19 protein-coding genes are annotated in these 24,576 nt (G+C 73.4%); 4 read left to right on the forward strand and 15 right to left on the reverse strand.

Features of this window, described 5'->3' with window-relative positions; translation table 11 throughout:
* Positions 1-51: 51 nt before the first annotated feature.
* The 3 genes from IW256_RS23375 to IW256_RS23385 all read right to left on the reverse strand — a co-directional run bounded on the left by IW256_RS23375 (position 52) and on the right by IW256_RS23385 (position 9,652).
* On the reverse strand, positions 52-7,845 hold the full coding sequence (locus tag IW256_RS23375; protein WP_197013014.1) for a non-ribosomal peptide synthetase: 7,794 nt from the start codon (positions 7,843-7,845) through the stop codon (positions 52-54).
* Positions 7,842-8,072 (reverse strand): MbtH family protein, encoded by a 231-nt coding sequence (locus tag IW256_RS23380; RefSeq protein WP_197013015.1) that lies wholly within the window; start codon positions 8,070-8,072, stop codon positions 7,842-7,844. The genes IW256_RS23375 and IW256_RS23380 overlap by 4 nt, the downstream gene beginning before the upstream one ends.
* Positions 8,073-8,224: 152 nt before the next feature.
* The gene (locus tag IW256_RS23385) at positions 8,225-9,652 is read right to left on the reverse strand and encodes a radical SAM protein (RefSeq protein WP_197013016.1); all 1,428 of its coding nucleotides are present in this window, start codon (positions 9,650-9,652) and stop codon (positions 8,225-8,227) included.
* A gap of 446 nt (positions 9,653-10,098) precedes the next feature.
* Between IW256_RS23385 and IW256_RS23390 the strand changes: the two genes are divergently transcribed.
* On the forward strand, positions 10,099-10,818 hold the full coding sequence (locus IW256_RS23390; protein ID WP_197013017.1) for a class I SAM-dependent methyltransferase: 720 nt from the start codon (positions 10,099-10,101) through the stop codon (positions 10,816-10,818).
* A 41-nt stretch (positions 10,819-10,859) separates the two neighbouring features.
* On the opposite strand, the gene IW256_RS23395 is transcribed toward IW256_RS23390, so the two are convergent.
* From IW256_RS23395 to fusA, 8 genes are all read right to left on the reverse strand, one after another.
* On the reverse strand, positions 10,860-12,101 hold the full coding sequence (locus tag IW256_RS23395) for a cytochrome P450 family protein (RefSeq protein ID WP_197013018.1): 1,242 nt from the start codon (positions 12,099-12,101) through the stop codon (positions 10,860-10,862).
* Positions 12,091-13,383, reverse strand: a complete 1,293-nt coding sequence (locus IW256_RS23400; protein ID WP_197013019.1) for an activator-dependent family glycosyltransferase — start codon at positions 13,381-13,383, stop codon at positions 12,091-12,093. Before IW256_RS23400 ends, IW256_RS23395 begins: the two co-directional genes overlap by 11 nt.
* A gap of 170 nt (positions 13,384-13,553) precedes the next feature.
* A complete protein-coding gene (locus IW256_RS23405; protein ID WP_231403901.1) occupies positions 13,554-14,594 on the reverse strand; it encodes a C40 family peptidase in 1,041 nt (346 codons plus the stop codon).
* 246 nt (positions 14,595-14,840) lie between these two features.
* Positions 14,841-15,773: a M56 family metallopeptidase gene (locus IW256_RS23410; RefSeq protein ID WP_197013020.1), complete on the reverse strand. Its 933-nt coding sequence runs from the start codon at positions 15,771-15,773 to the stop codon at positions 14,841-14,843.
* 2 nt (positions 15,774-15,775) lie between these two features.
* Positions 15,776-16,159 carry a BlaI/MecI/CopY family transcriptional regulator gene (locus tag IW256_RS23415; protein WP_197013021.1) on the reverse strand — a complete coding sequence of 128 codons (384 nt, stop codon included), beginning with the start codon at positions 16,157-16,159 and terminating at the stop codon, positions 15,776-15,778.
* 72 nt (positions 16,160-16,231) lie between these two features.
* Positions 16,232-16,438, reverse strand: coding sequence for a hypothetical protein (locus tag IW256_RS23420; RefSeq protein WP_197013022.1), 207 nt, complete (start codon positions 16,436-16,438; stop codon positions 16,232-16,234).
* Between the two features lie 159 nt (positions 16,439-16,597).
* Positions 16,598-16,738 (reverse strand): hypothetical protein, encoded by a 141-nt coding sequence (locus IW256_RS23425; protein ID WP_197013023.1) that lies wholly within the window; start codon positions 16,736-16,738, stop codon positions 16,598-16,600.
* A gap of 194 nt (positions 16,739-16,932) precedes the next feature.
* Entirely contained in the window at positions 16,933-19,053 is a 2,121-nt protein-coding gene (gene fusA / locus IW256_RS23430) for an elongation factor G (RefSeq protein ID WP_197013024.1), read from the reverse strand.
* Between the two features lie 246 nt (positions 19,054-19,299).
* On the opposite strand from fusA, the gene IW256_RS23435 reads away from it, so the two are divergent.
* Positions 19,300-19,713, forward strand: coding sequence for a hypothetical protein (locus IW256_RS23435; protein WP_197013025.1), 414 nt, complete (start codon positions 19,300-19,302; stop codon positions 19,711-19,713).
* A 135-nt stretch (positions 19,714-19,848) separates the two neighbouring features.
* On the opposite strand, the gene IW256_RS23440 is transcribed toward IW256_RS23435, so the two are convergent.
* Positions 19,849-20,448 carry a superoxide dismutase gene (locus tag IW256_RS23440; protein WP_197013026.1) on the reverse strand — a complete coding sequence of 200 codons (600 nt, stop codon included), beginning with the start codon at positions 20,446-20,448 and terminating at the stop codon, positions 19,849-19,851.
* 128 nt (positions 20,449-20,576) lie between these two features.
* A complete protein-coding gene (locus IW256_RS23445) occupies positions 20,577-21,383 on the reverse strand; it encodes an SAM-dependent methyltransferase (RefSeq protein WP_197013027.1) in 807 nt (268 codons plus the stop codon).
* A gap of 196 nt (positions 21,384-21,579) precedes the next feature.
* Here IW256_RS23445 and IW256_RS23450 point away from each other — a divergent pair, with 196 nt between their 5' ends.
* The gene (locus tag IW256_RS23450; RefSeq protein WP_197013028.1) at positions 21,580-22,020 is read left to right on the forward strand and encodes an SRPBCC family protein; all 441 of its coding nucleotides are present in this window, start codon (positions 21,580-21,582) and stop codon (positions 22,018-22,020) included.
* Positions 22,017-22,550, forward strand: coding sequence for an NUDIX hydrolase (locus IW256_RS23455; protein ID WP_197013029.1), 534 nt, complete (start codon positions 22,017-22,019; stop codon positions 22,548-22,550). The genes IW256_RS23450 and IW256_RS23455 overlap by 4 nt, the downstream gene beginning before the upstream one ends.
* 15 nt (positions 22,551-22,565) lie before the next feature.
* Here IW256_RS23455 and IW256_RS23460 read toward each other — a convergent pair whose 3' ends face one another.
* On the reverse strand, positions 22,566-23,411 hold the full coding sequence (locus IW256_RS23460; RefSeq protein ID WP_197013030.1) for a glycosyltransferase family 2 protein: 846 nt from the start codon (positions 23,409-23,411) through the stop codon (positions 22,566-22,568).
* Positions 23,412-23,451: 40 nt separating this feature from the next.
* Positions 23,452-24,339: a glycosyltransferase family 2 protein gene (locus tag IW256_RS23465; protein ID WP_197013031.1), complete on the reverse strand. Its 888-nt coding sequence runs from the start codon at positions 24,337-24,339 to the stop codon at positions 23,452-23,454.
* Positions 24,340-24,576 lie beyond the last annotated feature (237 nt).

The raw sequence follows: 24,576 nt of genomic DNA on the forward strand, positions 1-24,576 counted from the left end.
GCCGGGCCCGGCGCGCCGGCCGTCCGCACGCCGCCGGGTCCCGCCGGAGGGTCAGGAGGTCAGTGCGCGCGCCATCAGGTCGTCGATGTAGCGGCGGATCAGTGCCCCGGGCACCCGCGGGGCGTCCAGCCCGGCGGGCGCGGCGGCCCGGGCGGCCCCGTCCCAGTGGACCGGCAGGCCGCGCCCGATCACCCGGCCCCTGCCCTCCTCCGTCGCGGCCCCGGCCTGCCGGACGGGGACCTCCGCGATCCAGAAGGCGGGGTTGGCGGGTCCCGCGGCGCGGACGGCGCGGCGCCATTCCTCGTAGTCCACCCGGCGGAGCCGGTGCCCGGCCGCCGCCAGGTGGTCCCAGACGGCCGAGAGCCGGACCTGGTCGGCGGGCAGGTTGAAGACCCGGCCCGCGGTGCCGGGACGCAGCGACAGCGCGACGATCATGGCGGCGGCCTGGTCGACCGGCGTCCACAGGTCCGTCATGTCCTCGGCGGGCGCCACCCCGGCCTCGACGCAGCCGCGCACGAAGTGCGCCAGCGCGTCGTCCGCGCCGTCCCGCACCCCGGAGGCGCCCTGGCCCGCGGGTCCGCCGCGGCTGTCGCCGGTGACCCGGGCCGGGCGGTAGATGGAGGCGGCCAGGCCCCGCGCGCGGGCCTCGGCGACCAGCCGCTCGGCGACCCACTTGGTCTGGACGTAGCCGTTGGACGCCCGGACGACGTCGGGGCTGTCGGCGATCTCGCGCCCGCCGTCCGGCCAGCGCTCCGCCCAGCCCGTGCCGTCGGCGGCGAGGGGGGCGACGCTCACGGTCGACACGAAGTGGAACCGCACGCCGTCGCCCCGGGAGGCGAGCCGCAGCAGGCCCCGGACGCCGCCGACGTTGACCGGCTCGAGCTGGTCGTAGGTCTTCAGCGCGCTGACCTCCGCGCCGCAGTGGTAGATCGCGCCGACCTCCGCCGCGAGCCGCCGGTACGCCACGGCGTCCAGCCCGAGATCGGGCGCGGACAGGTCGCCCGCCAGGCACCGGACGCGCTCGCCGTGGGAGCCGTCCCACCGGCCCGCGTCGCGCAGGCGGGCCAGGATCCGCTCCCGCGCCTGGACCTCGCCGCCCGCCCGGACCAGGCAGGTGACCGTCGCCGCGGACCGGTCGAGCAGCTCGCGGAGCAGGTGGGCGCCGAGGAAGCCGGTGGCGCCGGTGAGGAGGACGTGCGCGGGGGCGGGCCCCGCGGCCGGCGCGTGCCCGTTCCCGCCGCCGAACGTGAGGTCCTCGTCCAGCCGCGCGGTGAGCATGGGGTGGGCGTCCGGGCCGGGTTCACCGGGACCGTGGCCGAGGGCCCCGGCGGGGTCGTGGGCGCCGGGCGTGCCCTGAGCGCGCGCGGCGTCGATCACCCGCGCCAGGTCCTCGATCGTGCGGTGCTCGAAGAGGGCGCGCAGCGGCAGCTCGACGCCGTGGTCGCGGCGGATCCGGGTGATGATCCGGGTGGCCAGCAGGGAGTGGCCGCCCAGGTCGAAGAAGTCCTGGTCGACGCCGATCTCCTCGCCGCCCAGCAGCCCCGCCCACAGGTCGTGCACCAGCCGTTCGGTCCCGGTGCGCGGCGCGGTCCGCGCGGCGGGCGCCCCGGCCTCGAACGGATCGGGCAGGGCGGCGCGGTCGAGCTTGCCGTTGCCGGTGAGGGGGATCGCCGGGACGTTCACGAAGTGCGCCGGGATCATGTACTCGGGCAGGCTCCGCTTGAGCCGGACGCGCAGGTCGGCCGGGCGGGGATCGGCGCCCGCCGCGGGGACGAGGTAGGCGGCCAGCCTGCGGTCTCCCCCGGCCCGGACCGGGATCACGACCGCCTCCTCGACGAGCGGGTGCGCGGTCAGCGCGGCCTCGATCTCGCCGGGTTCGATGCGGTAGCCGCGGATCTTGACCTGGTGGTCGATGCGGCCGAGGAACTCCAGGGTGCCGTCGGGCCGCCGGCGGGCCAGGTCACCGGTCCGGTAGAGGCGCCGCCCCGGCTCCGCCGAGAACGGGTCCGGCACGAACCGGTCAGCGGTCAGCTCCGGGCGTCCGAGGTAGCCGTACGCGAGCTGGGGACCGGCGGCGCACAGCTCGCCGGGGACGCCGGTCGGCACCGGGCGGAAACTCTCGTCGAGCAGGTGGACGGCGGTGCCCGGCACCGGCGAGCCGATGGACGGCAGGTCCGGCCACTCCGCCGGATCGCCGTCGAGCCTGGCGGCGGTGACGATGTGCGCCTCGGTCGGGCCGTACTGGTTGTCGATCGTGATCGGGGCCCCGGCACGCGCGCGCCGTTCCAGCAGCTCCCTGATCTCTGGGGTGAGCTGGAGCTCCTCTCCGGCCGTGATGACCTCGGTCAGCGGTGGCTCCGGGGCGCCCGCCGCGACCGCCTGGGCGAGCTGGTCCAGCACCATCGGCGGGCAGTGCAGCCGCCGGACGCCGGCCTCGCCCATCATGGCCGTCAGCCGTTCGGGGTCGGCCCTGGTGTCCTCGTCGACGAGGACCAGCGGGCCGCCGGCCAGCCAGGTGTCGAACGTCTCCTGGAAGGAGATGTCGAAGTTGGCGGGCGCGTACTGCAGCGTGGGAACGGGGTCCGGGCTGCGCTGGAGCTGCCAGGCGAAGACGTTGAGGAGGGCGCGGTGGGGCAGCGCCACGCCTTTGGGGCGGCCGGTGGATCCGGAGGTGAAGTACACGTACAGGAGATCTTCGGGTCCGGCGAGCTGTGGCGGGTCGGCGTCCGGGCAGTCGGCGACGGCGTCCCGGTCGGCGTCCAGGACGAACGCCGGGACGCCTGCGGGAAGGCGGTCACGGACCGCCTCCTCCCCCAGCACCATGACCGCACCGGCGTCGGCCAGCATCCCCGCCAGGCGATCCACCGGGTACGAGGCGTCCAGCGGAAGGTAAGCCCCACCCGCCTTCACCACCGCCAGCACCGCCACCGGAAGATCCACACCACGACGCAGGCACACACCCACCACGTCGTCCGCACCCACACCCCGACCGCGCAACCACCACGCCAAACGGTTCGCACGCGCGTTCAGCTCCGCGAAACTCAGCCGCTCCTCACCGCACACCACAGCCACCGCGTCCGGCGTCGCGGCCACCTGCCGCTCGAACCACTCCGACACCGAACCCACCACCGGAACCGGAGCGGGAACCGACGCGCCGCTCCACTCCTCCAGCACCCGCCGCCGCTCGTCCTCGGGCATCACCTCCACCCGCGACACCACCACACCCGGATCGGCCGCCACCCGCGACAGCAACCCCACCAGATGCCCCGCGAAACGCTCCATCGTCTCCACATCGAACAGGTCGGTGGCGTAGACGAGGCGTGCGCCGATCTCCTCTCCCGCGTCCTCCATGAGCAGTTCCATGTCGAACCGGGTGGTGATCACGCCGGGGTCGAAGCGCTCGGCCACCGCCCCGTCCCCGAGGCGGAACCCGCCTCCCACCGTGAAGAGGTCGAACCACATCTGGATGACGGGGTTGCGGCTCAGGTCGCGCGGCGGCGCCAGCTCCTCCACCACCCGCTCGAACGGCACGTCCTGATGCGCGAACGCCTCCAACGCCCCCTCACGCACCCGATCCACCAGCTCACCGAACGTCGGATCACCCCCCACATCCGTCCGCAACGGCAGGGAGTTGACGAAGAAGCCGATCAGCTTCTCGAGGTCGGAGTGCGTGCGGCCCGCGGTGGGGAACCCCACGACGATGTCGGTGGACCGGCTGTAGCGGGCCAGGAGGGCCTGGTAGGCCGCCAGCATCGCCATGAACAGCGTCGCGCCGCGCTCGTGCGCCACCCGGCGCAGCCCCCGGACGACGTCCGGCGGGATCGAGAAGTGGACCACGCCGCCGCGGAAGCTCGGCTGGGGCGGGCGCGGCCGGTCGGCGGGAAGCTCCAGCGCCGGGGGCGCACCCTCCAGACGGTCACGCCAGTAATCGATCTGCCGCTCCAGCACCTCACCCGACAGCCACTCCCGCTGCCACGCCGCGAAATCGGCGTACTGCACCGGCAGGTCCTCCAGCTCCGGCACCCCGCCCGGCGGCGTCTCGCCCAGCGACAGCGTCGCGTAGGCCGTCGAGAGGTCCCGGTGGAAGACCTCGATCGACGACCCGTCGAACACGCTGTGGTGGAAGGTCAGCAGCAGGACGTGGTCGTCCACGCCCAGCCGCACCAGCCGCGCCCGGAACAACGGACCCGACGCCAGATCGAACGGCGTCTCCCCCTCCGACCGCACCAGCCGCCGAGCCTCACCCACCCCATCGGCCGAACCCGAAAGATCCACCACCTCCAGAACGAACCCGCCCGCCTCGTCCACCACCTGGTACGGCTCACCGTCCACCACCCCGTACCGCGTCCGCAGCACCTCATGCCGCGCCACCACGGCGTCCAGGGCGCGTTCGAGGGTGGCCGCGTCGAGGGAGCCGCGGAACCGGTAGGCGCCCGTCATGTTGTAGGCGAGGTTGCCCGGCATCAGCTGGTCGAGGAACCACAGCCGCTGCTGGCCGAACGAGAGCCGCGGGCGCTCCCCGCGCCGTGCCGACCGCAGCGGCACCGCGGCCGAGGGCGCCGCCTCGCGCAGCACCCGGGCCAGGTCCGCCACCGTGCGGTTCTCGAACAGGGCGCGCAGCGGCAGGTCGGCGCCGAACGCCTCCCGGAGCCGAGCGTTCACGCGGGTCGCCAGCAGGGAGTGGCCGCCGAGCGCGAAGAAGTCGTCGGTACGGCCGACGCGGTCCCGGCCGAGCACGTCCGCCCAGACCTCGGCGACGGCCCGTTCCTCCCGGGTGCGCGGCGCGGCGAACCCGCCGGCCTCGCTCCCCGGGGCCGGGAGCCGGTTGCGGTCCACCTTCCCGGTCACCGTCAGGGGGAAGGAGGACAGGGTCACGAACGTGGAGGGGATCATGTAGTCGGGCAGCCGGCCCCGCAGGTGCGCGCGCAGCTCGGCGTCCCCGGCCGGGGCGCCCGCCGGGATCACGTAGGCGGTGATGCTCGGTTCGCCGCCGGGCGTCTCCGCCGGGACGGCGACCGCCTCGCGGACGGCCGGGTGCGCGCGCAGCACGGTCTCGATCTCGCCGGGTTCGATGCGGTAGCCGCGGATCTTGACCTGGTGGTCGATGCGGCCGAGGAACTCCAGGGTGCCGTCGGGCCGCCAGCGGGCCAGGTCACCGGTCCGGTAGAGGCGCCGTCCCGGCTCCGCCGAGAACGGGTCCGGCACGAACCGCTCGGCGGTCAGGTCGGGGCGGCCGGCGTAGCCGCGCGCCACCCCGCCCCCGCCCGCGTACAGCTCGCCGGGGACGCCGGGCGGCACGGGGTTCATCGCCTCGTCCAGGAGATGGACCCGGGCGTAGGCCACCGGCCGCCCGATCGAGGGCACCGCGGGCCAGGCGCGCGGATCGCCGGTCAGCCGGGCCGCGGTGACCGCGTGCGCCTCGGTGGGGCCGTAGTGGTTGTCCAGGACGACCCCCTCCAGGCGCCGGAACACGGCGCGGGCCGCCGGGCCGACCTTCAGCCGGTCACCGGTGGCGACCACCTCGCGAAGCGAGGCGAGGGGCACCGGGGCGCCCGGCTCGGCCGGGTCCTGGCAGGCATGCTCCAGCAGCTGGTCGAGCGCCACGTTCGGCATGATCACCTTGGTCACCCGGTGGCGGTCGAGCAGGGCGGCCAGCCGCGCGGGATCGACCTGGTCCTCCTCGTCCGCGAGGACGACGGCGCCGCCGGCGACCCAGGCGGTGGCCATCTCGTAGAAGCTCGCGTCCGAGGTGAACGGGAAGTACGCGAGGGCGACGGGGCGCTCGGCGTACAGCCGCCGGTGCCAGCCGAGAACGTTGAGGAGGACACGGTGGGGCACCGCCACCCCTTTGGGGCGGCCGGTGGATCCGGAGGTGAAGTACACGTACAGGAGATCTTCGGGTCCGGCGAGCTGTGGCGGGTCGGCGTCCGGGCAGTCGGCGACGGCGTCCCGGTCGGCGTCCAGGACGAACGCCGGGACGCCTGCGGGAAGGCGGTCACGGACCGCCTCCTCCCCCAGCACCATGACCGCACCGGCGTCGGCCAGCATCCCCGCCAGGCGATCCACCGGGTACGAGGCGTCCAGCGGAAGGTAAGCCCCACCCGCCTTCACCACCGCCAGCACCGCCACCGGAAGATCCACACCACGACGCAGGCACACACCCACCACGTCGTCCGCACCCACACCCCGACCGCGCAACCACCACGCCAAACGGTTCGCACGCGCGTTCAGCTCCGCGAAACTCAGCCGCTCCTCACCGCACACCACAGCCACCGCGTCCGGCGTCGCGGCCACCTGCCGCTCGAACCACTCCGACACCGAACCCACCACCGGAACCGGAGCGGGAACCGACGCGCCGCTCCACTCCTCCAGCACCCGCCGCCGCTCGTCCTCGGGCATCACCTCCACCCGCGACACCACCACACCCGGATCGGCCGCCACCCGCGACAGCAACCCCACCAGATGCCCCGCGAAACGCTCCATCGTCTCCACATCGAACAGGTCCGCCGCGAAGACGAGCTTGCCGTCCACGCCGCCGTCGGCGGACGCGACCAGGTGCGTCTCCAGGTCGAAGCGGGTGGTGGTGATGTTCTCCCCGAACGCCCGGGACTCGATGCCGGGCAGTTCGAGGGGCGCCTCCGCCTGGTCGACGAAGTCGCCGTCGATGAGGTACAGCCAGACCTGGATGACGGGGTTGCGGCTCAGGTCGCGCGGCGGCGCCAGCTCCTCCACCACCCGCTCGAACGGCACGTCCTGATGCGCGAACGCCTCCAACGCCCCCTCACGCACCCGATCCACCAGCTCACCGAACGTCGGATCACCCCCCACATCCGTCCGCAACGGCAGGGTGTTCACGAAGAAGCCGATCAGCTTCTCCAGTTCGAGGCGGGGGCGGCCCGCCGCCGGGGCCGCGACGACGATGTCGGTCGAGCGGGTGTACCGGGCCAGGAGGGCCTGGTAGGCCGCCAGCATCACCATGAACAGCGTCGCGCCGCGCTCCTGCGCCAGCCGCCGCAGGCCCTCCACCACATCGGGCGGGATCACGAAGTCCACCACGCCGCCGCGGAAACTCGGCAGCGGCGGGCGCGGCCGGTCGGCGGGAAGCTCCAGCGCCGGGGGCGCACCCTCCAGACGGTCACGCCAGTAATCGATCTGCCGCTCCAGCACCTCACCCGACAGCCACTCCCGCTGCCACGCCGCGAAATCGGCGTACTGCACCGGCAGGTCCTCCAGCTCGGGCACCCCGCCCCGCGACAACGCCTCGTACGCCACCGAGACCTCGCGTTTGAAGGTGCCCAGGGACCAGGCGTCGAAGAGGATGTGGTGGAAGGTCAGCAGCAGGACGTGGTCGTCCACGCCCAGCCGCACCAGCCGCGCCCGGAACAACGGACCCGACGCCAGATCGAACGGCGTCTCCCCCTCCGACCGCACCAGCCGCCGAGCCTCACCCACCCCATCGGCCGAACCCGAAAGATCCACCACCTCCAGAACGAACCCGCCCGCCTCGTCCACCACCTGGTACGGCTCACCGTCCACCACCCCGTACCGCGTCCGCAGCACCTCGTGCCGCGCCACCACGGTCTCGACCGCCCTCTCCAGGACGCCGTGATCGAGGGGGCCGCGCAGGCGGTAGGCGGCGGGGGCGTTGTAGGCGATGGTGCCCGGCATCAGCTGGTCGAGGAACCACAGCCGTTCCTGGGTGAACGACAGCCTCGGCCGTTCACCCCGCGGTACCGAACCCGCCGCCGGGAGCCGCGGCCGGTCCGGCGAGCGTCCCGCCAGGCGGCGCCGCAGCAGTTCCCGGCGGCCGGCCGACAGATCCCGGGGGCGAGTGCGTTCGGTCACCGGCCTTCGGCCCTCTCCTGCATCCGCCTGCGGACGCTGAGCGGCCGGATGTCCGACCAGACCATGCGGATGTGCTCCAGGCACCGCTCCTTGGTGCCGGACACTCCGACGCTCTTCCAGCCCAGCGGGTCGTCACGGTCCACCGGCCAGATGGAGTACTGCTCCTCATCGTTGACCACGACCTTGTACTCGGCGTACTCGGTCCTCTCCTGGGTCGTTTCGCCCACCGGGGCTCACCTCCGTGAAGCCATGTCAGTTCTGCGGCGTTCGCCGATCACGAGCGGTCGGCCGGGGGTCCGGACGACGCGGGCAGGGGGTTGCGGACGATGTCGGGTGATCCGGGGGCGTGTCCGCGCGGGAGCCGGATCCGGACGGGCGTTCAGTACATGGCGGTCACGCCCTGCCAGTTCTTGGCCACCGTCTCCGCCCCGTTGATCTCCTCGATGTAGCGGGACTGCCAGTCGGCGACCTGGGCGTAGGACATGTGGTGGGTGTCGGCGCAGGCGGTCCAGAATCCGCCCAGGATCGCCGGGTCGTCGAACCGCAGCAGCTTCTGCCGGTGCAGCTCGTGCGACTGCGGGGTGCCGGGCAGCGGCCGCAGCGCGAAGGGCATGACGCGGAACTTCAGCGCCGGGTTGATCGACGTCAGCCGGCTCTTCATGTCGTGGACCAGCTCGAGGGTCCGGGCCAGCTCCTCGTCGGTGTCGTCGGGCAGGCCCACGATCACGCCGTAGTTGATGTCGGGCACGCCGGCCCGGGCGATCGCCTCCATCATCGTGCAGTGCTCGCGCCAGGGAAGGAGCTTCTCGTACGAGCCGGGGCCGGTGCTGGGCCGCTCCGCGGGAACGTACACCTGGGCGCAGCCGACCTCGCCGTCCCAGCCCCACAGCGCCGACACCAGTTCCTCGTCGGGGGTGCGGTCGCCGCCCCGCCGGCCCCGTCCCAGGGTGGCCTTGTTGATCTCGATGCCGTTGCCCCAGAGCACGGCCAGGCCGAGGCGGCGCGCGGTCGCCATGATCTCCAGGATCTTCTCGCGCCCGCCGGGCCACAGGATCCGGCCGAGGAACTGGTCGCTCAGGATGATCACCGAGCGGGCGCCCGCGTCCCGCTGGGCGGTCAGCCACTCCTCCGCCCGCTCGGGCGTCATGGCCTTGTACCCCAGGCGGTAGGTCGGGGTCTCGCAGAAGTCGCAGTGCCGGTCGCAGCCCAGGTCCAGCATGGAGACGCCGATCGGCTTGAGCTCCGGCGGCAGCGGGGCCTCCCAGTACTCCATGCCGAGCGTCGGGGCGACCACGGAGGGGTCCGGCACGGGCCAGTCCTGGGGGCTCATCGGGGGGCGCCGGGCCGGGCGCGCGGAGCCGTCGGCCAGGGCGACCCCGGTGAGCCCGGCGGCCTCCGAGGTCCCGGCGAGCCAGCCGATCGCCGCGACGTTGGCGGCGCCGGACTTGTCGCGGATGACGAGGTCGGCCCCCGCCTTCAGGTAGGGCTCGGGCTCGGCGAAGGCGTCCGAGCCGCCGACCGCCACCCGGCCGCCGCCGGCCTTGAGATGCTCGATGACCGCGCAGGCGATCTCTCGTTCCTGCAGGTAGTTGATCGTCACGCCCCAGACGTCGAAGCGCCGGGGGTCCAGGTCCCGCCAGGACGCCCCGACCGCGACCTTGGTCAGCCGCCGGCCCCGCCAGGTGGTCGTGCCGAACTCGCTCTCCCGCTCGGAGTCCTTGAGGTTGACCAGCGTGACCTCGAACCCCGCGTCCATGAGGTGGGCGGACAATATCTGCTTGCTGGCCAGCGGCTCGGTACGCCGCATTGCGGTCCAATTGAAACCGTCATCGTCAAGCAACTTGAGTGCGGGCAGCTCAATAAGTCCGACCCGGGCGGCCATAAGAGCGCCTCCTCTTCTGCGAAATGCCTGCCGAAAGATCAAGACATGATCAACGACCATTGCCATTCGAGTCTAAGAAACCACTAAAGGCAGTCAATCGGGCCGAACGTAAAGTTTGGGCAAAGTGCACACTCCGCACGGCGATCATCACTCCGCCGACACTCTCCGCGATATCGGACCCACCCCATTGACACGATGATCAAGCAACCTATACTTCACAGAGTCAAGCAATCAGGCACCGCAAAAGCGCACCGCGCGACGCGATCGCAACTCGCTTAACGGGCCGGAGCGCCGGCCGCCGCCCGCGCAATCCCGGAGCCGGGCACGACCGCCGGGACCGCCGTGCGGGACCGATTCGACCAGGAGGGGAAATGGCCAATCGACCCGGCATGTCGGGAGAGGGGCCCGGACCGATCACTCCGGACGGGTCCGCGGTCGAGCTGTACGCGGCGCTGCCGCCCGGCCCCGAGGCGGACATCATCCACGCCGCGGTGCCGCCGGGCGCCTCCATCCTGGAGCTGGGCGCCGGGACCGGCCGGGTCACCCGCGAACTGATCGCGCGGGGGCATCCGGTGGTCGCCGTGGACGAGTCCCCCGAGATGCTCGCCCATGTCAAAGAGCACGTCAGCGGCGCCGAGACGGTCTGCGGCACCATCGAGGACCTCGATCTGGGCCGCCGCTTCGACGCGGTGCTGCTGGCCTCGCGGCTGATCAACGTGGCCGACGCCCGGCTGGCGCACCGCATGCTGCTGTCCTGCCGCCGGCACCTGGCCCCGGAGGGCTCGGCCATCATCGAACGCCACGCGCCCGGCTGGTTCGATCAGGTGCGGGCCACCGCCGGAGAAGGCAGCGGCATCACGATGGTCCTCCGTGAAGTGGACCGCCCCGGCCCCGATCTGGTCGCGGTGGACGCGGAATACAGGCTCGACGGCCGTACCTGGAAACAGTCATTCCTGGTACGCCGTGTCGATGACGAGGGACTGATTAATTCACTGCAGGCGGCGGGCCTCGCCTTCGACTCCTTTCTGACACCGAGCCGTACCTGGATCAAAGCCGTTCCGGACGGCGGTGCATCCTTTGCACAGCCGTAGAGTGCATTTGCATATCTGGTGTCAGGGGTCCTTCATCGACCTCATCTCCTGCGCACCGGATATTCCAGCGTCCCTCCGGTCACCGGCGCCCTGGGGCGGCGGAGAACGGGCCCGCTGCGGCGAATCGCCGGTACCTCCTCGGCCAGGATCCGAATGGCCGCGGAGGCGTACCGACGCACCAGCGGCGCGACGACCGCGAACTGCGGATCGGCGAGCCGGCCGTCATGCGAATCGGCGTGGACCGGAGGGTGGCGTTTCCGTGTACCGCGGGTGAACAGGAACGCGTCCGGGTCGGGATGCGGGTCGGGATGCGGATCCGGGCCGGGATGCGGATCGGGGTCGCGGGAGGCGGCGGCCACGGCGAGGACCAGCTCCGCGCCCGCCGGAACCCGCCCTCCCGCCCACTCCGGCTCCTCACGGGCGAACAACCGCCGCAGCCGCAAGGGGGGCGCCAGGCGGAGCGCCTCCTCGACCGCGTCCCCGGCCGGCGCCGGGTCCGCGCGCAGCCGCGCCCACCGCCCGGGGTGATCGAGCAGGGCCGCCAGCGCCTCGCAGAGCAGGTTCGCCGCGCACCCCGTCCCCAGCACCGCGGCCAGCACGCACCGGGCCAGGTCGTCTTCGGCACGGTCGCCGAACATCTCCCGCAGCCCGGCGACCGACGCCAGGAGCCGGCGGGCCGCGCCCAGGCTCGGCGGGCACAGCGTCGCGTCCGCGGCGCCGGCCGCCCCCTCGCACAGGCCGTGGAAGCGGTCCCGGTCGCCGGCCGGGACCCCGAGCACGTCCGCGGCGGCGTCCGTCACCGCCGGGCGGGCCAGGTCGGCCATCAGGTCGAACTCGGGGCCGAGGGCCCGCAGCCGCTCCCGGAACGTTCCTGCGGGCTCGGCGGGGGCGTCCACCTCGCCCAGCCGCTCGTAATCGGCCCGTTCCCCGTAGAGGAACGCCTCTTCGAGGGGGACGGCCCGCTCCAGCGGAGGCAGGGGACCGCCCGGCCCGTCCAGTGCCGGCGGCCGGAGGGTGAGCCGCTCGTCCCGGAGGGCCGCCGTCACGAGCGCGGGCTCCGTCACCACCCACACGCCCAGGGGGCTCTGGTAGAGACCGCCGGTCGCGGCTCCGCGCGCGCGGAGCCGCCGGCCGATGGCCTGCGGGTCCTCCTCCTCCAGGCAGAGCAGCGACGCGTACGGGTCGCCGACGGCGCAGGCCGTCCACTGGCCGGCGCGGTGGAGATCCAGCACGCGGCACAGCTCGGCGTCCGCCGGTACGGCACCGGCCGTTTCAGTCACCATGGTCGGCGGTGAGCCCTTCGAGAATCGGCACCAGCTCGCGCGGTGCCGGTGCGGCCAGCTGCTCGTCGCGCAGCCGCCCGGCGGCCCGCGCGAACGAGGGGTCGGCCAGCGTCCGCGCCAGCCCTCCGGCGAGCTGTCCGGGGCGGCGCAGGCTCAGCCCGGCGCCGGAGCGCTCCACCGCGTCCGCGCGCAACTCGTTGTCGATCATGCCGTCCGGCAGGATGAGCTGCGGGACGCCGTGCGCCAGCGCGCTCTGGAACGTCCCGAAGCCGCCGTGGTGGACGATCGCCGCGCAGGTCGGCAGCAGCTCGTTCAGGGGGACGAACCCGACCGGCCGCACGTTGCCCGGCAGCCGCCGCGCGGTGCCCGGCCGCGCCCCGTCCAGCGTCGCCCCGTCCAGCGTCGCCACGACCTGCGCGTCCACCCCGGCGACCGCGTCGAGCAGCGCCTCGGCGGAGAAGGCGGCCGGCGCACCGGTCTCCTCCTGCGACACTCCCGCGGTCAGGCAGACGCGCGGCCCTCCGGGCGGATCCCGCAGCCACCGCGGGACCACGGCGGGCCCGTTGTAGGGGACGTGCCGCAGGGGGACGTAGTGGACGTCCGCGGGGAGCCGCATCGACGAGGGCATCGGGTCGAGGGTCCACTGGCCGAGGACGAGTTCCTCGTCGAAGCCGCCGCCGTACCGCCGCGCCGCCGCGCCGAGCCATTCCGCCAGCGGGTCCTCCCGCAGCCGCGGCGGCCGGCGCTCCAGCGCCGCCCGATGCGCCCGCCACAGCCGCGCGACCACGTCGAACCCCGGCAGCAGGCGGGCGTGGGCCGCCCCGCACGCCCGCGCCGCCACGGGCCCGGCGAACATCATCGGGTCCCAGACGACCAGGTGGGGGCGCCAGGAACGGGCGGCGAGGACGAGATCGTCCATCAGTTCCTGGGGGGCGATGTTCTGGAAGACGCTGACCCAGACCGACAGGACCCCGTGCAGGTGGTCGTAGGAGAGCCGCTCGGGGTGCGGCTCGCCGATCCGCAGCTCCCGGTGCCAGTGGAGCAGTTCCAGCCGCACGGGGTCGCTCTCCTCGATCCACCTGCGGTACTGCTCGCGCTTCTCGGCCCGGCCGCTGGGCGCGCCGGCGGGGAGGGCGGTCAGGCCGGTGGAGGTGATCTCGTCCGCGAGGTCGGGCGGGCAGGCGATCCGCACCTGGTGCCCCGCCGCCCGCAACGCCCATGCCAGCGGGACCTGGGCGTACAGGTGCGCCTTCTCGACCACCGTCGTGAACAGGACTCGCACCCGGCCTCCCGTCGGCGGGACGGCCGTGGCCCGGGCGCATTGGACCACCGCGCCCGCTCACCGCCGACCCCTGTACGAGGACCACGATCGCGAGGGCCACTACCAGCCGGCTATCACGCCGTTATTGCCGTCCCCCCGGAAGCGGGCGGGTCGAGGCCGGACCTCGCGGGTCAGGCGATACGGACGCCGCCCGCGAAGGGCCGCCCGGAGAGCGGGCTGACCTTGATGACATCACCGGTCTGGGGCGCGTGGACCATCCTGCCCTTGCCGATGTACATGCCCATGTGGTGCAGGTCCTGGTGGAAGAACACCAGGTCTCCGGGCCTGAGCTGGCTGCGGGACACGTGCGTCCCGGCGTTGAACTGGCTGCCGGTGTAGTGGGGCAGCTTGATGCCGACCTGCGCGTAGGCGTACATGGTCAGGCCCGAGCAGTCGAACCCCTTGATGTTGCTGCCCTGGGCGATGCCGAAGCTGGGGCCGGACGGGGTGCCGCCTCCCCACGAGTAGGGCACGCCGAGCTGGGCCAGGGCGGCCTTGACGGCTCCCATGGCCTTGGCCGAGGCACCGTCGGGGTCGACGGCGGGGGCCTTGCCCGTCTTGGGGAGCGGGGCGCCGATGTTGAGCTTGCGCTCGATCGTGGCGAGCCTGCCCTCCAGGCTCTTCTTCTTGCGCTGGGCCTCGTCGGCGAGCCCGCGCACCTGACGGTCGCGGTCGGTGGCCGCCTTGCGGGCGCGTTCGGCCGCCTGCATCGTCTGCAGGAGCAGGGCCACCTGGGTGCCGCTCTGGCGCGCGAAGTAGTTCATGGTGGCGGAGCGGTCGAGCACCTCCTGCGGGTCGGCCGCGGAGGCGAAGGCGACGGACGGGTCGGCGCCGCCGTTCTTGTAGGTGTCGGCGGCGAGGGTGGCGACCTTGGCGCGCACCTCTTCCAGGGCCTCATGCTGGCGCCGGGCGTTCTTCTCGGCGGCCTGGGCCGCGCGCCGCGCCTGGGCCATGCGCACCCGCAGCCCGTTGTACTGCTCGGTGAGCCGTTCGGCCTCGTCGGCGAGCTTGCGCCGTTCCTCGGCCAGCTCACGGCGCGAGGGCTCCGGCGCGGCCGCCGCGGGGGGCGCCACCGCCACGAACGCCACCGTCATGGCGGCCGTGACCGGCCAGGTCACAGTCGTGGTGAGACGGGAGAGCCGTGCCCTGCCGCCGTCGGCGCCTCGCTGCAATGCACAGTCCTTTCCACTGCCGGGCGCCGTCTCGGACCGGGCACGCTGACAGAGGCGTCCACCACGGGGAAGGGGGTCGGCTCGTCCGGAGGGGGCCCGGTCCGAGGACCGTCCGCACGATCCGGCACCGCCATCGCTGCTCCTGGGGGAACGCCGCACGATGGCTCCTACGCAGGGTAGGAGGTTCTGTGGCGTTCCGCCACTCGGATGGCCGATCATGCTACGGGCCGTCCGGGGGCACCCGCCTCAGCAGGCGACCACGAGCCTGCCGAGCGCCGTGACCGTCGCCAGCAGCGGCAGCGCCGTCGCGCAGGCCGACAGCGTCCAGGCCACCGGCCGCCCCAGGCGGCGCGGGCGCCGGGCCGCGCCCTCCAGCCGGGCCAGGCGCCACTCCAGCGTTCCCGGCTCCCGTCCCGAGGCGCCCAGCGCCCCGGCGAACCGCGGGGTGGCCGCCATCCGCCGCAGCGCCCCGGCCAGCGTCCGGCTCCCGGCGGTACGGACCGCCGCGTCGTCGGCGGCCAGCTCCAGCAGGACCGGCACCCGCGCCCTGGCCCGCCGTACGGTCGGCAGCCACGGCAGGAGGGCGTGCCCGGCGTCGAGCAGGAGCAGCAGGGCGTGATGGCGCTGGCGCAGGTGGGCGCGTTCGTGTTCGAGCACGGCCTGCAGCTCGCCGTCGGTCAGGGCCTCGCGCGCTCCCGTGCTCAGCACGATGGGGCGCCACCGCGAGGGCAGGCAGTAGGCGACCGGGACGGGGTGGTCGAGCAGCAGGACGTCGGGATGCTCGGCGTCCTCCCGGGCGACCATGTGCAGCATCTCGCGGTGGTCGCGCCGGTGCCGGAGCGCGCGGCGCAGCCGCGGCACGCCGCGGGCCAGGCGGGCGGCGCACAGCCAGGCGAGGGGCAGGCCGGCCAGCCCCGCCAGGACCATCGCGGCGGTCGGATGGTGCGGGAGGCAGCCGCGCAGCCACTCGACGAACCCATGGCCGGGCGTCGGGGGCCACAGCAGGGAGATCGAAATCGTTCCGGCGGCGGCGATGAACGTGCCCGCGAGCGCGCCCAGCCAGCACCAGAGCGCGGTGGCGGGGTGGGCGCCCGACGGCCGGAGCCGGTCCAGCAGCGGGCCGGCCAGGCAGCCGAGCAGCACCAGGGCCGCGACGAGGATGATCAGGAGCATGAGCATGGTCAGTGCTCCCCCCGCTCGCCGGCCGCGCGGCGGCGCAGCGCCTCCAGGAGCTTGCGGGCGTCCTCGGCGGGGACGCCCTCGGCGAAGCGGGTCAGCACCGCCCCGTGGTCGGCGGTCCCGGTGAGGGTGTCCAGCATGAGCTCGGCCACGTACTCCTCCCGCGGGCGCGCGGGCCCGTAACGGAACGCCTGGCCGTCCAGGGTCCGCTGGAGCATGCCCTTGCGGAAGAGCCGTTCGGCGACCGTCTGGACGGTGTTGTAGGCCAGTTGGCGTTCGGCCGCCTCGTTGAGGCGCAGCAGCAGCTCGCGAACCCGCAGCGGCCCGGGCGCCGCCCACAGCGCCTCCATGACGGCGCGTTCCAGGGGACCGGCCAGTCCCACCACGCGATCACCCCCCTCTCGTCCGACATTCTGCCGAACGAACGCGGCGGCGCGGGGCGGATGGCGGCCCCCGCGTCAGCGCGTGAGGTCGTCGCGGTCGCGGTCGGCCTGTTCCAGGGCGTCCTGCAACGCGGCGCCCACCGCCGGCCTCGGATCCTCGGGACGGTCCCGGGGAACCTCCCGCTCCTCGCGCCGGTCACGCCCCTCGCCGGGCCGCACGGGCGTCCCGCCCGCCTGGTCGGTCTTGCCGGTCTTCCGGGCGTTCTCCTCCGGAGTGGTCAACGCCGTTCCCCCTCGTCGGCTCGTACGTGGTCGTCGTTCCCGGTCGGCTACCCACAGGCGATCGCCTCTAACGCATCGAGAAGGCGCCAGGTCCCCGGGCAGATCCCGGCGGCCTGGCGCCCGTGCGACGCGGTGTTCGAGACGATCATCGGCGCCCGCTCAGGCGCCCGGCGTCCGCCGCTCGCCCTCGGTACCGGTCTCACCGGTCCGTTCGGCCTGCTCGGACGGCAGCTCCGGCGTACGCGACTTCGGCCAGGCGTCGAGCCTGGTCCGCCGGGGGTTGGCGAGAGGCGTGCTCATAGGGTGCCATCCTCCAAACTTCGCTTACCTGGGGTTTTGACCCTTACGCCTCTACCTAACCCTCCCGCCGCAGATCATCTTCCGGGGCACGCCTCCGCGTTCGGCAAAATGCTCTTGACTCCGCGCTGACGCTCCCGGCCCGGTGCCCCGCCGGAGGGCCCGCGGCGGCCGGCCCTGGCCGGCCGCCGCGTCCGTCAGCCGTTCCCGGCGACGATCCGCTCCGCGACGCCGCGCGGCACCTCGGCGTAGGAGTCGAACTGCATCGAGTACGCGGCGCGGCCCGAGGTCGCGCCGCGCAGGTCCCCGACGTAGCCGAACATCTCCGACAGCGGCACCAGGGCCTCGACGACCCGCGCGCCGGACCGCTCGCGCATGCCGCGGACCTGGCCCCGGCGGGCGTTGATGTCGCCGATCACGTCACCGAGATGGTCCTCGGGCGTGGTGACCTCGACCGCCATGACCGGCTCCAGCAGCACGGGCGAGGCCCGCCGGACCGCCTCCTTGAACGCCAGCGAACCGGCGATCCTGAAGGCGTGCTCGGAGGAGTCGACCTCGTGGTGCGCGCCGTCCAGCAGGGTGACGCGCACGCCCGTCATCGGGTGGCCGGCGACGACGCCGGCCCGCATCGCGTCCTGGCAGCCCGCGTCCACGGAGGGGATGAACTCCTTCGGGACGCGGCCTCCGGTGACCCTGTTGACGAACTCGTACTCGGCGCCTCCCCCGGTGATCGGCTCGACCGAGATCTGCACCCTGGCGTACTGGCCCCGGCCTCCCTGCTGCTTCCGGTGCGTGAGATCGACCCGCTCGACCGCCCTGCGGACGGTCTCGCGGTAGGCGACCCGCGGCCGGCCGACGGCGGCCTCGACGCCGAACTCCTCCCTCATCCGGTCGATCAGCACCTCCAGGTGCAGCTCGCCCATGCCGCCGATCACGGTCTGGCCGGTCTCGGCGGCGGTGTGCACCCGGAAGGACGGATCCTCCTCGGCCAGCCGCTGGATGGCGGTGCCCAGCTTCTCCCGGTCGCCCTTGGAACGCGGCTCGACGGCGACCTCGATCACCGGGGCCGGGAAGTCCATCGACTCCAGGATCACCGGTGCCGCGCCGTCGCACAGCGTCTCGCCGGTCGTGGTCCGTCTGAGGCCCATGACCGCGACGATGTCACCGGCGCCCGCCGAGTCGATCTCCTCGCGGCTGCCCGCGTGCACGCGGTAGATCTTGCCGATCCGCTCCCGGTGGCCCTTGACCGGATTGAGCACCGCGGTGCCCGACTCCAGCCGTCCCGAGTAGATCCGGACGAACGTGAGCCGGCCCAGATGCCGATCGGTCATGATCTTGAACGCCAGCGCGGCCAGCGGCTCGTCGTCGGCGGGCCGGCGCCGGACGGCCGTCCCCGGACCGTCCACCGCCTGCCCTTCGACGGCCGGCACGTCCAGCGGCGAGGGCAGGTAGCGCACCACCGCGTCCAGCAGGGGCTGCACGCCCTTGTTCTTGAACGCGGTGCCGCACAGCACCGGGGTGATCGTGACGCCGTCGTCCGCGCCGGAGGCGATCGTCAGGCGGCGGATCGCCGCGTGCAGCCGTTCCTCGGAGGGCTCGGCGCCCTCCAGGTACAGCTCCATGATCTCCTCGTCGTGCTCGGCGAGCGTGTCGATGAGCCTGCCGCGCCACCGCCGGGCGGCCTCGGCCTGGGCGGCCGGGACCGGGACCACGTCGTGGTCCGCGCCCGCCTCGGCGCCGGCCGGCCAGACCAGCGCGCGCATGGCGACCAGGTCGACGACGCCGGTGAAACCGGCCTCGGACCCCACGGGCAGCTGCACGACCAGCGGGACCGCGCCCAGCCGTTCGGCGATCATGTCGACGCAGCGGGCGAAGTCGGCACCGGGGCGGTCGAGCTTGTTGACGAAGCAGATGCGCGGGACGCCGTAACGGTCGGCCTGGCGCCACACCGTCTCCGACTGCGGTTCGACCCCGGCGACGCCGTCGAACACCGTCACGGCGCCGTCGAGCACGCGCAGGCAGCGTTCCACCTCGATGGTGAAGTCGACATGGCCCGGAGTGTCGATGATGTTGACCGTATGGTCGGCGCCGCCGAGCGGCCAGTGGCAGGTCGTCGCGGCGGAGGTGATGGTGATGCCGCGATCGCGCTCCTGCTTCAGGTAGTCCATCGTGGCCGCGCCGTCGTGGACCTCGCCGATCCGGTGCGACACACCGGTGTAGTACAGGATGCGCTCGGTGGTGGTGGTCTTGCCCGCGTCGATGTGAGCCATGATCCCGATGTTGCGGACGCGGGCCAGGTTCAGTCGGTTGGTGATCATGGGGCGTCGATCCTCCTTCGTCTCGATCGATGACGCCCGCAATTCGGAGGGCGACCGGCGGCGTCTCCTGCGCGCGCCATCGGCCACGATCGGTTCGCGGTGATCACGACGGTAGACGCGGCCGAGGCCGCGGCGCCAAGGGTTTTGCGCCGGCCCGGCGTCGCTCCCGGGGCTACCTCCCAGGTAATCGTCCCGGGGATCCGGCGTCGTTAACGTCATGGTCATCGACGAGAGAAGAGGCCCGCGATGACGACGCACTCCATGAACGAGACCACGATCCTCACCGGTGGCCGCCGCCTGCTGCGGCTCGCCCTGCGGCTGGACGCGGTGGTGACCGGCGTCAACGGCCTGGCCTACCTGGCCCTCGCCGGACCGCTGCACGACCTGCTCGGCCTCGGCACGGGGACCGGGCGCGCGATCGGCGCCTTCCTGCTGCTGTACGCCGCCGCGGTGTGGATCGTCTCCCTGCCGGTGGAGCCGCGCCGGCTCGCGGTGTCGGCGGTGATCGAGACGAACCTGCTGTGGGTGGTCCTCAGCCTGACGGCGGTGGTGACCGGCTGGCTGTCGCTGACCACGGTGGGAAGCGTGTGGGCGATCCTGCAGGCCGGTACGGTCGGGGCCTTCGCCGCGCTGCAGTTCGCCGCCCGCCGCCGGGCGTGAGCGGGACCGCCTCGACGACGGCGGGCACCGGCGGAGACGCCGGTGCCCGCCGGAACGGGCACGGCGCCCACCGGGCCGCGAGGGAACGTGTTCTGAGCATGATCCCGGCCTGGTGGACGCCGTGGTCTCGGCGGGTCAGCCGCTCCGCGCCGCGCCGAGGCGGGCGGCGACGTCCTCCCAGTTCACCAGGTCCCACAGCTTTTCGACATAGTCCGGGCGCACGTTGCGGTACTGCAGGTAGTAGGCGTGCTCCCAGGCGTCGAAGACCAGCAGCGGGACGGCGCCCGTCCCGACGTTGCCGTGGTGGTCGTACACCTGCTGGACGATGAGCCTGCGGCCGAGCGGCTCCCAGCCGAGGACGCCCCAGCCCGACCCCTGGACCGTGGCCGTGGCGGTGGTCAGCTGCGCGCGGAACGCCTCGAACGACCCGAAGTGCTCGTCGATGGCCGACGCCAGCTCCCCGGCGGGACGGTCACCGCCGTCCGGCGACAGGTTGTCCCAGAAGATCGTGTGCAGTACGTGGCCGGACAGGTTGAACGCGAGGGTCTTCTCCAGGCCCACCAGACCGCCGTACTGCTCCTTGTCGCGCGCCTCCGCCAGCCTCTCCAGCGTGTCGTTGGCGCCCTTGACGTACGCGGCGTGGTGCTTGGAGTGGTGCAGCTCCAGGATCTCCCCCGTGATCGCGGGCTCCAGCGCCGCGTAGTCGTAGGGCAGATCAGGAAGTGAGTAGGTCATGGCCGCCACTATTGCAAACTATTCGCAGTTGCTTCAAGCTTGCAGCAGGGGGAGTTCGGCCGGCGAACAAGAAAGCCCGGGCCGATGACTCGGCCCGGGCTGACGGAGAGGGAGTGGTAGGCGGGTTCTCAGGTGCGGACGCCGACGCCCGCGAGGGTGTAGGTGCGCTCGGGGACGTCGACCCGTTCCTCGGCCGGGTCCGGGCGCCACTCGGGGGTGTAGGTCAGGCCCGGCTCCACCAGGTCGAAGGCGCTGACGATGCGCTCGATCTCCATCCGCGAACGGCCCCAGAAGAACTCGTTGGTGGGCTGGAAGACACGGCTCACGTCTCCTCCGGCCTCGGGGGCGGGCTCCTGGGTGATGTGCGTGAAGACCAGGTGGCCGCCGGGCGCCAGCGCCTCGCGCAGCCGGGCGACGGCGGCGGCGGCCTCGTCGACGTCCTTGATGAAGTGCAGGACGCGGTCGAGGATGACCGCCACCGGACGGTCGAAGTCGATCAGGGCGCGCACCTCGGGGTCGTCGAGCAGCGTTTCGGGCCGCCGCGGGTCGGCGCGGGCGACCATGGTGCTGCCGGTACCGCTCAGCAGCGCCCGGGCGTGCGCGAGGACGACCGGGTCGCCGTCGGCGAAGACCACGCGCGCGTCCGGGGCCGTCTCGGCCGCGACCTCGTGCACGTTGCCCCGCGCGGGTAGTTTGGTGCCGATGTCGATGAACTGGCGGACGCCCTGTTTCACCAGATAGCGGACGGCGCGGCCGATGAAGAGGTGATTCTGCCGGGCGGCCGTCCGCGCTTCGGGAATGATCTCCAGAAGCTGCTCGCCGACCCGCCGGTCGGGGTCGAAGTTGTCCTTGCCGCCGAGCAGGTAATCGTAAATGCGCGCCGTGTTCGGAGTCGTGAGATCGACCCCCGTCGGCGACCACTCCCCCGTGGCCATGGCACACCTCCCTAGTCCCGGCGTGTGACGCGATCGTGTCACGACCTTAATGCCTTGGACACTCTGGGATGCCCGAGGCTCACTCATTGAGATGATCCCGTCCGCCTTCCGGTCGGCCGCCCCGCTTGCCGTACCCGCACGCTTCCTGGGAGGAATCGGGGGCGCGGGTCAGTCGATCGTGCGAGAGGATGGGCATATGGCTCAGGTAACGGCTACCGCAGAGAAAACCGTCGGCGCCGACGCGGAACGGGTGTTCGCGGCACTCGGCGATTACCGCGGCACCAGGTCGCGGATGCTGACGGAGCACTTCAGCGAGTACGAGGTGCGCGAGGGCGGCCAGGGCGAGGGCACCACGGTGCACTGGAAGCTGGCCGCGACCAGCAAGCGGGTGCGCGACTGCCTGGTGTCGGCCAGCGTGCCGCGGGAGAACACGCTGGTGGAACGGGACGCCAACTCCTCGATGGTCACCACGTGGACGGTCTCCCCGGCGGGCGAGGGCTCCCGGGTCAAGGTCGAGACGACCTGGACGGGCGCGGGCGGCGTCGCCGGGTTCTTCGAGCGCACCTTCGCGCCGCGCGGGCTCCAGCGGATCTACGACGAGCAGCTGGCCAGGCTCGACTCCGACCTCCGCGCGTGAGGCGGACCCTCCGGTCCGGTCACGAGCCCGAGGGCGGGTACCGGCGGCGCTCGGCGCGCGTCCTGCTGGTGGACGGCTCCGGCCGGATCCTGATGTTCAGGTTCCCCCGGGCCTTCAAGCGGCCGGACCTGGGCCACTGCTGGATCACCCCGGGGGGCGGGGTCGGCGAGGGCGAGGAGCTGGCCGTGGCCGCGGCCCGCGAGCTGAGGGAGGAGACCGGCCTGGTGGTCGCCCCCGAGGAGCTGGGGTCCACGGTCGCGGTCACCTCCGGGTACGCCGACCTGGGCTGGTCGCGCGGCGTGTTCAGGGACGACTTCTTCCTGCACCGCGTCGCGGGCACGTACGAGGTCGACACCAGCGGGCAGGAGCCGCAGGAACGGTCGCAGATCACCGCCCACCGCTGGTGGACGCCGGAGGACCTGGCCGCGACCGACGAGGCCGTCTACCCCCTGGAGCTCGTCCCGCTGCTCACCGACCTGCTCGCCGGGCGCGTCCCGGCCGAGCCCGTCCGGCTGCCCTGGCATCACTGAGGGCCCCGGCGGCGACTAATACGTGGTGAGCGCCGCCCGGGCGCGTTCCACCTCGGGCGGGACCGGGCACCGGGCGCGCGCCACGCCCGGCCACGCCCGGACGGCGTCGGCGAGCCCGCCGCGGCCCTCCCGGCTGCCCAGCGAGGTGACGGCCAGCCGGCCGAGGACGGGGAGCGGGCGGCGCAGCCACGCGGTCAGCAACCGGTTGCGCGCCTCGCGGCGCCGCCGGATCCGCGGGTCGGGGCGGTGCGGCGAGGGGTGGTGGTGGACGACCAGTTCGGGCACGTAGGCCAGGCCCCAGCCCGCGGCGGCCAGGTCCAGGGCCAGCAGTTCCTCCTCGCCGCCGAAGTGCAGGGCGCCGGAGAAGCCGCCGGCCTCCAGGAAGGCGTCGCGGCGGACCACGGCCGAGCAGGCCAGGAAACCGAGGATCGCGGGTCCGGGCAGGCCGTCCGGGCAGCCCAGCGGAGAGCGGGCCATGCGGTCCGACACCGGTTCCGGCCGCTCGCCCTCACCGACCAGGACCCTGGCGGCCAGCAGCGCCGTCCGCGGATGGGCGTCCAGGACCGCCGCGGCGCGTTCCAGGGCTCCGGGGGCCCACCAGGAGTCGTCGTCGGCGAACGCCACGTACCGGGTGGACGCCTCCCGGACGCCGGCGTTGCGCGCGGCGGCGCCGTGGTTGGCGTCCAGGCGGACGAGCCGCGCGCCGGCCTCCCGCGCGACCCGCGGCGTGCCGTCGGCGGAGGCGTTGTCGACCACGATCACCGGCGCGGTGTGCCGGTCCAGGCTGCGGCGCAGTTCGGCGGCACGGTCGCGGGTCGCGACGACGATCGTGACGTCGCCCGTCCCGTGCCCCTCCCTCACCGGCCGCCCTCCTCGTCCCTCATCGCTCGCCGCTCATCGGCTAGCTGACGTACCGGCGGGCGCGCGACCGCATCTGGGGCGCGTCCAGGGTGCGCAGGCGGGCCTCGACCGGGGCGGGCACCGGACGGCGCTCGCGCGCTACCCACGGGAGGCCGGCCGCCGCCTCGGCCAGCGCGGCGGCGGTGACGCGGTCGCGCGGGACGGCGCGCAGCAGCCCTCCGGTACGGCGCAGCGCGCTGGGCAGCGGCCTGCGCAGCCAGATGGTCCACAGGGTGTTGCGGATGCCGTGCCTCCGGCGGCGGTGCGGGTCGCGCAGGGCGGAGGGCTCGTGGTGGACCACGACGTCGTCGGCGTAGACCAGGTGCCAGCCGAGGGTGAGCAGGTCGGCGCCGAGCAGTTCCTCCTCCCCGCCCAGCCAGAGCCGCGGTGAGAACCCGCCGGCCTCGCGGAACGCCTCGGCCCGCACCATGGAGGCCCCGGCGAGGAACGAGCCGAGGGCCGGTCCCGGCATCCAGGCCGGCCCCGGCAGGGGCGACCCGCGCAGTTCCGGGACGATCGGGTCCTCCCGGCCGCCGGGTTCGACCAGGATCCGGCCGGTCACGACCGCCAGGCGGGGATGGGCCTCCAGCAGGTCCGCGGCACGGTCCAGCGAGCCCGGCCCCCACCAGGTGTCGTCGTCGCAGAACGCCACGTAGGGCGTGCGCACGTGATCGACGGCGAGGTTGCGCCCGACCGCGCCGAGGTTTCGCGGTGTCCGGAGCAGCAGGACCTCGGGGAAGCGGCCGGCGACGGCGTCGGCGGTCCCGTCCCGCGAGGCGTTGTCCACCACGATGACCGGCGGCCGTTCCGGCAGCGCGCGCAGCCGGTCCAGCGTGTCCAGCAGCCTCCGGCGCCGGTCGTGGGTGATCAGTACGACGCTGAAGCGCATGGGAGGGCCCTACCCGCCTCACCGGCGTGGCATGTGCGCCCTCGCGGCCATCGATTCCGACGAACCCGCAGGTAAGGGGATGTGACTTACATCACGCCACTTCTCGTTCAACGTCGGTTTGTGCGGTCGGTTCCGGGGTGAACTCATGGAGTGAATGACCTATAGGTGATTCGGCGCGTGACCTCCAGGAACGCGAGATTTCAGGACGTTCCCCGGCACATGCCCGTGCAGACCACC

Source organism: Actinomadura viridis (assembly GCF_015751755.1).
Lineage (GTDB): Bacteria > Actinomycetota > Actinomycetes > Streptosporangiales > Streptosporangiaceae > Spirillospora > Spirillospora viridis.